Source organism: Luteococcus sp. (assembly GCF_043424415.1).
Taxonomy (GTDB): domain Bacteria; phylum Actinomycetota; class Actinomycetes; order Propionibacteriales; family Propionibacteriaceae; genus Luteococcus.
This window is the reverse complement of sequence record NZ_JBHWOO010000280.1, coordinates 1-7,720: the sequence shown is the minus strand read 5'-3', so window position 1 is coordinate 7,720 and position 7,720 is coordinate 1. Positions and strand designations below refer to the sequence as shown.

At 67.7% G+C, this 7,720-nt stretch carries 8 protein-coding genes; 7 read left to right on the top strand and 1 reads right to left on the bottom strand.

Annotated elements, in window-relative coordinates; translation table 11 throughout:
* Positions 1 to 279, bottom strand: a 279-nt coding sequence (locus ACHFFZ_RS15860) for a hypothetical protein (protein ID WP_394277570.1), incomplete at its 3' end; no start/stop codon positions are given.
* A gap of 328 nt (positions 280 to 607) precedes the next feature.
* Between ACHFFZ_RS15860 and rpsB the strand changes: the two genes are divergently transcribed.
* The 7 genes from rpsB to gdhA all read left to right on the top strand — a co-directional run bounded on the left by rpsB (position 608) and on the right by gdhA (position 7,667).
* A complete protein-coding gene (gene rpsB / locus ACHFFZ_RS15855; RefSeq protein WP_394277569.1) occupies positions 608 to 1,543 on the top strand; it encodes a 30S ribosomal protein S2 in 936 nt (311 codons plus the stop codon).
* A 35-nt stretch (positions 1,544 to 1,578) separates the two neighbouring features.
* Complete coding sequence (gene tsf / locus ACHFFZ_RS15850) at positions 1,579 to 2,388, top strand: translation elongation factor Ts (RefSeq protein ID WP_394277568.1); 810 nt, start codon at positions 1,579 to 1,581, stop codon at positions 2,386 to 2,388.
* A gap of 250 nt (positions 2,389 to 2,638) precedes the next feature.
* A complete protein-coding gene (gene pyrH / locus ACHFFZ_RS15845; RefSeq protein ID WP_394277567.1) occupies positions 2,639 to 3,352 on the top strand; it encodes a UMP kinase in 714 nt (237 codons plus the stop codon).
* A gap of 48 nt (positions 3,353 to 3,400) precedes the next feature.
* A complete protein-coding gene (frr, locus tag ACHFFZ_RS15840; protein ID WP_394277571.1) occupies positions 3,401 to 3,955 on the top strand; it encodes a ribosome recycling factor in 555 nt (184 codons plus the stop codon).
* 14 nt (positions 3,956 to 3,969) lie between these two features.
* Positions 3,970 to 4,857, top strand: coding sequence for a phosphatidate cytidylyltransferase (locus ACHFFZ_RS15835; RefSeq protein WP_394277566.1), 888 nt, complete (start codon positions 3,970 to 3,972; stop codon positions 4,855 to 4,857).
* A complete protein-coding gene (gene rlmN, locus ACHFFZ_RS15830) occupies positions 4,854 to 6,098 on the top strand; it encodes a 23S rRNA (adenine(2503)-C(2))-methyltransferase RlmN (RefSeq protein WP_394277565.1) in 1,245 nt (414 codons plus the stop codon). The genes ACHFFZ_RS15835 and rlmN overlap by 4 nt, the downstream gene beginning before the upstream one ends.
* 234 nt (positions 6,099 to 6,332) lie before the next feature.
* A complete protein-coding gene (gene gdhA, locus ACHFFZ_RS15825) occupies positions 6,333 to 7,667 on the top strand; it encodes an NADP-specific glutamate dehydrogenase (RefSeq protein WP_394277564.1) in 1,335 nt (444 codons plus the stop codon).
* The last annotated feature ends 53 nt before the right edge of the window (positions 7,668 to 7,720 follow it).

Sequence of the window (7,720 nt, the reverse complement as noted above, 5' to 3'; positions counted from 1 at the left end):
GAGCGAGACCCCGGCGGCGAGCAGGGTCAGGGCCCAGCCGGCGACCAGGGCAGGTGCGGGTCTGGGAGCGCTGCTCCCGGTGGGAACCGGGCGCGGCGGTGCCTGCGGAGGGGGTGCGGGCCGGGGCGGGGCCGGTCTGGTCCTGGCTGGCGGTGGTGGTGCGGCCAGGGCAGTGGTGGACAGACCGATGGGGGAGCCGAGCGAGACCCCGGCGGCGAGCAGGGTCAGGGCCCAGCAGGCGACCAGGGCGCGCCAGGAGCGCAGGCAGAAGGTCCTCATGGTTGCAGTGTGCGGGTGGCCACAGCCCCGGCGTCACGGTGCGGAGGGGCTGTGGATGGATCCTCGGTGCCAGCCAAGCTGTGGACAAGCCCGTGGTGGAGCGTGACCGTTTGGCGACCACCCCGCGCGGGGCGTAGGATTCCGATGCGGTCCGGACCGATCCGGACTGACTTCGCATGCGTCGATCCCGAACAGTCGGGCTCAGGCCACCATCGGTTCCGCGTCCCGCGCGGCAGGTGGCGGAGGGCGCATCAGGTGGCACCGAACCGCTCGGTGCCGATGGAAACCGTGCGGGTGCAGTGCGCCCGCGAGAAGGAAAGGACCGGCCATGGCCGTCGTCACCACCCGCCAGCTGCTCGAGAGCGGCGTCCACTTCGGACACCAGACCCGTCGTTGGAACCCCAAGATGAAGCGCTTCATCTTCACCGAGCGCAATGGCATCTACATCATCGACCTGCAGCAGTCGCTGACCTACATCGACAAGGCCTACGCCTTCGTCAGCCAGACCGTCGCCCGCGGCGGCCAGATCCTGTTCGTCGGCACCAAGAAGCAGGCGCAGGAGACCATCGCCGAGCAGGCCACCCGTGTCGGCATGCCCTACGTGAACCAGCGTTGGCTGGGCGGCATGCTCACCAACTACCAGACGGTCATCAAGCGCGTGCACCGCCTCAAGGAGCTCGAGGTCATGGACTTCGAGGACGTGGCCGCCTCCGGTCTCACCAAGAAGGAGCTCCTGGGCCTCAAGCGCGAGAAGGACAAGCTGGAGAAGACCCTCGGCGGCATCCGCGAGATGGCCCGCGCTCCGCAGGCCGTCTGGGTTGTCGACACCAAGAAGGAGCACCTGGCCATCGACGAGGCGCGCAAGCTGCACATCCCCGTCGTCGCCATCCTCGACACCAACTGCGATCCCGACGAGGTCGACTTCCCGATCCCGGGCAATGACGACGCCATTCGTTCGGTCTCGCTGCTGACCCGCATCATCGCCGACGCCGCCGCCGATGGCCTCATGAAGCGCTCCGGTGGCAACGCCGGTGGCGAGGCCCCCGCCGAGCCGATGGCCGACTGGGAGAAGGAGCTGCTGGCCGGCCACGAGGGCGACAAGTCCGCCGCCGAGCAGGCCGCCGCCGAGGCCTCCGCCGAGCAGCCCGCCGCCGAGGCCTCCACCGAGCAGCCCGCCGCCGAGGCCACCCCGGCCCCGGCCGAGGAGACCACCGAGGTGACTGCCGAGCAGGCCGCCACCGAGGCTCCCGCCGCGAACAACTGATCCGTCCTCCAACCCTTCCAAGAACGGAAAGACACATGGCAATCACTGCTGCTGAGGTCAAGAAGCTGCGCGACGCCACCGGCGCCGGCATGATGGACGCCAAGAAGGCCCTGACCGAGGCCGACGGCGACTTCGAGCGCGCGATCGAGATCCTGCGCGTCACCGGCCAGGCCAAGATGGCCAAGCGCTCCGACCGCGAGGCCAGCAATGGCATCGTGGCGAGCTCCGGCAAGAGCATCATCCAGCTCGGCTCCGAGACCGACTTCGTCGCCAAGAACGGTGAGTTCATCGCCCTGGCCGACAAGATCGTCACCGCCGTGGCCGCCGAGGGCGCCAATGACGTCGAGGCCGCCAATGCCGTCAAGCTCGACGAGGGCACCGTCAAGGAGGCCGTCGAGGCCCTGGCCACCAAGATCGGTGAGAAGCTCGAGCTCAAGGACGCCGTCAGCTACGAGGGCGAGACCCACACCTACCTGCACCGTCGCTCGCAGGACCTGCCTCCGCAGGTCGGCGTGCTGGTCGAGTACACCGGTGACGACGCCCAGCTGGTTCACTCCGTGGCGCTGCAGATCGCCTCGATGATGCCGCAGTACGTCTCCCGCGAGGACGTTCCCGCCGATGTGCTGGAGAAGGAGAAGCGCATCGCCGAGGAGACCGCTCGCGAGGAGGGCAAGCCGGAGAACATCCTGTCCCGCATCGTCGAGGGTCGCCTCAACGGCTTCTACAAGGATGTCTGCCTGGTCGAGCAGCCTGCCGTCTCGGACGACAAGAAGACCGTCGGCCAGCTGCTGGACGCCGCCGGGGTGAAGATCACCCGCTTCGTGCGCCTGTCCGCCGGCGCCTGATCGTCGCCCCCCAACTGGAGGCAGGCGCTGCCGGCCTCCAGTCGCGGGACGGCCCAGTGGGGAGGGGCTCTTCGGAGCCCCTCCCCATCGTCGCGTCCGGGCAGCGGGGGCTCGCCCTCGTCGGCCCACGGCGCCAAAGTTCAGTAGAGTGGCGAGCAACCACGTCATGACGTGGCCCATGCCGCAGGCCCGTGAGGGTCGGTCGTCGGTTCGACGTGCAGGCGGTCGGCATGACCCTGGAGGAGGAAATGTGAGCAAGCCCTACAAGCGAGTGCTGCTGAAGCTGTCAGGCGAGGTCTTTGGTGGCGGCAAGATCGGGGTCGATCCGGCCGTCGTGAGCAATATTGCGGCGCAGGTGGCAGATGTCGCCAACAGTGGCATCCAGGTGGCCATCGTCGTGGGCGGCGGAAACTTCTTCCGCGGCGCTGAACTGTCCCAGAGCGGCATGGAGCGCGAGCGTGCCGACTACATGGGCATGCTCGGCACCGTGATGAATGCCATTGCCCTGCAGGACTTCTGCGAGAAGGCCGGCGTCCCCACCCGCGTGCAGAGCGCCATCACCATGACCCAGGTCGCCGAGCCCTACATCCCCCGTCGCGCCTCGCGGCACCTGGAGAAGGGCCGTGTGGTCATCTTCGGCGCCGGTGCCGGAATGCCCTACTTCTCCACCGACACGGTCTCGGCCCAGCGGGCCCTCGAGATCGGCTGCGAAGCCCTCCTGATGGGCAAGCAGGGGGTCGACGGGGTCTTCGACTCCGACCCGCGCACCAATCCCGACGCGCGCATGTTCGACGATCTCAGCTACGACGACTACCTCGCCAAGGACCTGAAGGTCGCCGATGCCGCCGCCATCTCCCTGGCCCGCGACAACGACCTGAAGATGGTCTTCTTCAACCTGACCGTCGACGGCAACATCGCCAAGGCGGCCAACGGCGAGAAGCTCGGCACCACCATCCATCGCTGAGCCCACCGGCCCGGCACAGACCCAGCAACGACCGAAGGAATCATCGTGATCACCGACATCATCAAGGACGCCGAGAAGAAGATGGGCGCCGCCGTGGACTTCTCCCGCGAGGACTTCGCCGGCATCCGCACCGGTCGCGCCAACCCGGCCATGTTCAACCGCCTCCTGGTGGACTACTACGGCGCCCCCACCCCGCTGCAGCAGCTGGCGACCTTCCAGTCGCCCGAGGCGCGCACCATCTTGGTGACGCCCTTCGACCGTTCCGCGGTCAACGCGATCGAGAAGGCGATCCGCGACTCCGACCTGGGCGTGAACCCGTCCAATGACGGAAACATGATCCGCTGCATCCTGCCGGCCCTGACCGAGGACCGCCGCAAGGAGTACGTGAAGATGGCCAAGCACAAGGCCGAGGAGGGTCGCGTCGCGATCCGCAACGTTCGCCGCAGCGCCAATGACGCGATCAAGCGCCTGGAGAAGGACAAGGAGATCGGCGAGGACGAGGCAAGTCGCGCCGAGAAGCAGCTGGACGCCACCACCAAGAAGTACGTCGAGCAGATCGACGAGCTGCTCAAGAGCAAGGAGGCCGAGCTGCTCGAGGTCTGAGCAGCTTGCATCCGATGAGCCAGGAGAAGATCTCGCCGAGCAACGTCACGCCCCCACCCAAGACCTCGCGGGCCGGCAGGAACCTGCCGGCCGCGATCGGGGTCGGCGTGGCTTTGTTCGGTTCGGTCGTGGTCACGCTGGCGTGGTGGAACTGGGGCTTCGTGCTGTTCGTGGCGGTGGCCTTGAGCCTGGGCGTCGTCGAACTGCACCGGGCGATGGCGCGCATCGGCGCGCGATCGGAGGTGGCGCCCCTTGTGGTGGGAACACTCGCCAGCGTCATCGGGGCCTACCACGCCGGACAGTCCAGCACGACCAACCTGCCGGCGAACAGCCTGATCATCGGTCTGCTCGCGTTGACCTCGCTGGGCTGTCTGGTGATGCGTCTGTCTCGCGGGGCCGAGGGCTTCGTTCGTGACGCCTCGGCCAGCCTGTTCACCCTGGCCTATGTGCCGCTGATGGGGTCGACGGTCTCGCTGATGCTGGCCGACGACAACGGCCGGGCCAGGATCATCACCTTCCTGCTGTGCGTGATCGCCTCCGACACCGGCGGCTACATCGCAGGGGTGCTCTTCGGGAAGCATCCGATGGCCCCGAAGGTGAGCCCGAAGAAGACCTGGGAGGGCTTCGTCGGGTCGGTGACGGCAGGCATGCTGCTGGGTGCGGCCTGCAGCCACTGGCTGTTGCACGCCTCCTGGCTGGTGGGAATGCTGCTGGGTGTGCTGCTGGTGGCCTTCGGCACCGCAGGTGACCTGGTGGAGTCGATGGTGAAGAGGGACGTGGGCATCAAGGACATGAGTTCCTTCCTGCCCGGACATGGAGGCGTGATGGACAGGCTCGACTCGCTGCTGGTGGCAGCCCCCGTGGCGTGGTTCGCCATGTTCATGATGGTGCCGGCCGCATGAGCGCCCCCGACGGCCGCAACCACGCGGCACCGCGCCCGCAGGCCGAGCTGACCCTGCCCGCAGAGCCGCTGGCCGAGGGCAAGGCCCTGCCGCTGGTCTTCAAGGCCCCGCGGCGGGGCAAGCCTGCCCCTCACTGGATCGACCTGTCCGTCGACGAGCGGGTGGCAGCGGTCAAGGAGATGGGGTTGCCCGCCTTCCGGGCCAAGCAGATCTCCAAGCACTACTTCGAGCGCTTCGAGACCGATCCGACCACCTGGACCGACCTTCCGGCCGCAGCCCGTGAGCAGGTGGCCGACAAGTTCTTCCCCGAACTCATCAGCCCGGTCAACGAACAGCGCTGTGACGGGGACACCACCGTCAAGACCCTGTGGCGGCTGCACGACGGCGCCCTGGTGGAGTCGGTGCTGATGCGCTACGGCGTGCGTCGCGACGACCCCACGGGCGAGCGCAGCCATGTGCGCAACACGCTGTGCATCTCCTCGCAGGCCGGCTGCGGCATGGCCTGCCCCTTCTGCGCGACGGGCCAGGGCGGCCTGCAGCGCAACATGTCGGCCGGCGAGATCGTCGCCCAAGTGATGCACGCCGAGCAGGTGCTGGCCGCAGGCGACCTGCCCGGTGGCGTCGGCCAGGTGAACAACATCGTCTTCATGGGCATGGGTGAGCCGCTGGCCAACTACAAGGCCGTGATGTCGGCCGTCCACGCCATCAGCGACCCGGCCCCGGACGGGCTGGGGATGAGCCGGCGGGGCATCACGGTCTCCACCGTGGGCCTGGTGCCGAAGATCAACCAGCTCACCGCGGAGGGGCTGCCGATCACGCTGGCAATCAGCCTGCACGCCCCCGACGACGAGCTGCGCGACGAACTGGTGCCGATCAACACCCGCTACAAGGTCGACGAGGTGCTGGACGCCGCCTTCGCCTATGCCGAGACCACGCGTCGCCGGGTGAGCATCGAGTACATCCTGATCAAGGACATCAACGACCAGGTGGAGCGTGCGCGGCTGCTGGCCAAGCGGATCAAGGAGCGCGGTGACTGGGGCTGGGCACACGTCAACCTGATCCCGCTGAACCCGACCCCGGGATCGAAGTGGACGGCCTCACGCAAGAGCGACGAGCAGGCCTTCGTCAAGACGCTGGAGAACTGGCAGATCCCGGTCACCGTGCGCGACACGCGCGGCCAGGAGATCGACGGCGCCTGCGGCCAGCTGGCAGCCCAGGGCGCAGAGGACCCGGAGGCCTGACCCGTTGTCGTCCCCGCCGTGGAGGCGGGACGGTAGGGCAGGCGGGGCTCCGCTGCCGCGAAGGTCACATCGTGACCATTTCGATGTCGAGGAATGGGAATCTGTAGCCTTTTCCACGTCGCTGCTCGTGCAGCGGCCATCCACGGAACGGCTTGAGGGCACTTGCGCCAGGTCGAGATTTCCGTGGTGGAGATCGGACGGTGTGCGTCTGCGCACCAGAGGAAGGAGCCCCAGATGGCTGATCTCGACCAGGTCTACGAGACCGTCGTGAAGCGCAACCCCGGCGAGGTGGAATTCCACCAGGCCGTGAAGGAGGTGCTCGACAGCCTGAGCCCCGTGCTCAAGCGCAACCCCCAGTACACTGCAGGAGCCGTGCTCGAGCGGATGTGCGAGCCCGAGCGCCAGATCATCTTCCGTGTCCCGTGGATGGACGACGAGGGCAAGGTGCAGATCAACCGCGGCTTCCGCGTCGAGTACAACTCGGCCCTGGGCCCGTACAAGGGCGGCCTTCGCTTCCACCCCAGCGTCTACCTGGGCATCGTCAAGTTCCTCGGTTTCGAGCAGGTCTTCAAGAACTCCCTGACCGGCATGCCGATCGGCGGCGGCAAGGGTGGTTCGGACTTCGACCCCCGTGGCAAGAGCGACGCCGAGGTCATGCGCTTCTGCCAGTCCTTCATGACCGAGCTGTACCGTCACCTGGGTGAGTACACCGACGTGCCCGCCGGCGACATCGGCGTGGGCGGCCGCGAGATCGGCTACCTGTTCGGCCAGTACCGCCGCATCACCAACCGCTACGAGGCGGGTGTGCTGACCGGCAAGGGCCTCACCTGGGGCGGTTCGCTGGTGCGCACCGAAGCCACGGGCTACGGCACCGTGCTGTTCGCCAACCGGATGATGGAACGCATGAACGGTGGACTCGACGGTCAGCGCGTCACCGTCTCGGGCGGTGGCAATGTGGCGATCTATGCGATCGAGAAGGCCCAGCAGCTCGGTGCCCTGTGTCACTCCTTCAGCGACTCCTCGGGCTATGTCCACGACCCGGCAGGCATCGACCTCGACCTGCTCAAGCAGGTCAAGGAGGTGGAGCGCGGTCGCGCCGCCGACTACGTCGAGCGACGCAAGGGCGCCACGCTGCACACCGAGGGCAGCGTGTGGAACATCCCCACCGATGTCGCCCTGCCCTGCGCCACGCAGAACGAGCTCAGCGAGGACGACGCCAAGGAACTGGTCAAGAATGGCGTGAAGGCCGTGGCCGAGGGCGCCAACATGCCCACCACGCCCGGCGGCATCGAGGTCTTCAAGGCCGACAAGGTCGCCTACGCCCCCGGCAAGGCGGCCAATGCCGGTGGCGTGGCCACCTCGGCGCTGGAGATGCAGCAGAACGCCTCGCGTGACTCCTGGAGCTTCGAGTACACCGAGGAGCGCCTGGCCAGCATCATGGAGAACATCCACGACAACTGCGTCGACACCGCCGAGGAGTACGGCGCCCCCGGCGACTACGTGCTTGGCGCCAACATCGCCGGCTTCGTCAAGGTTGCCGACGCGATGATCGCGATGGGCCTGGTCTGATCCGCACCACGGCATGAACGATGGTGGCCGGCGCCCCGCAGGGGGTGCACTCG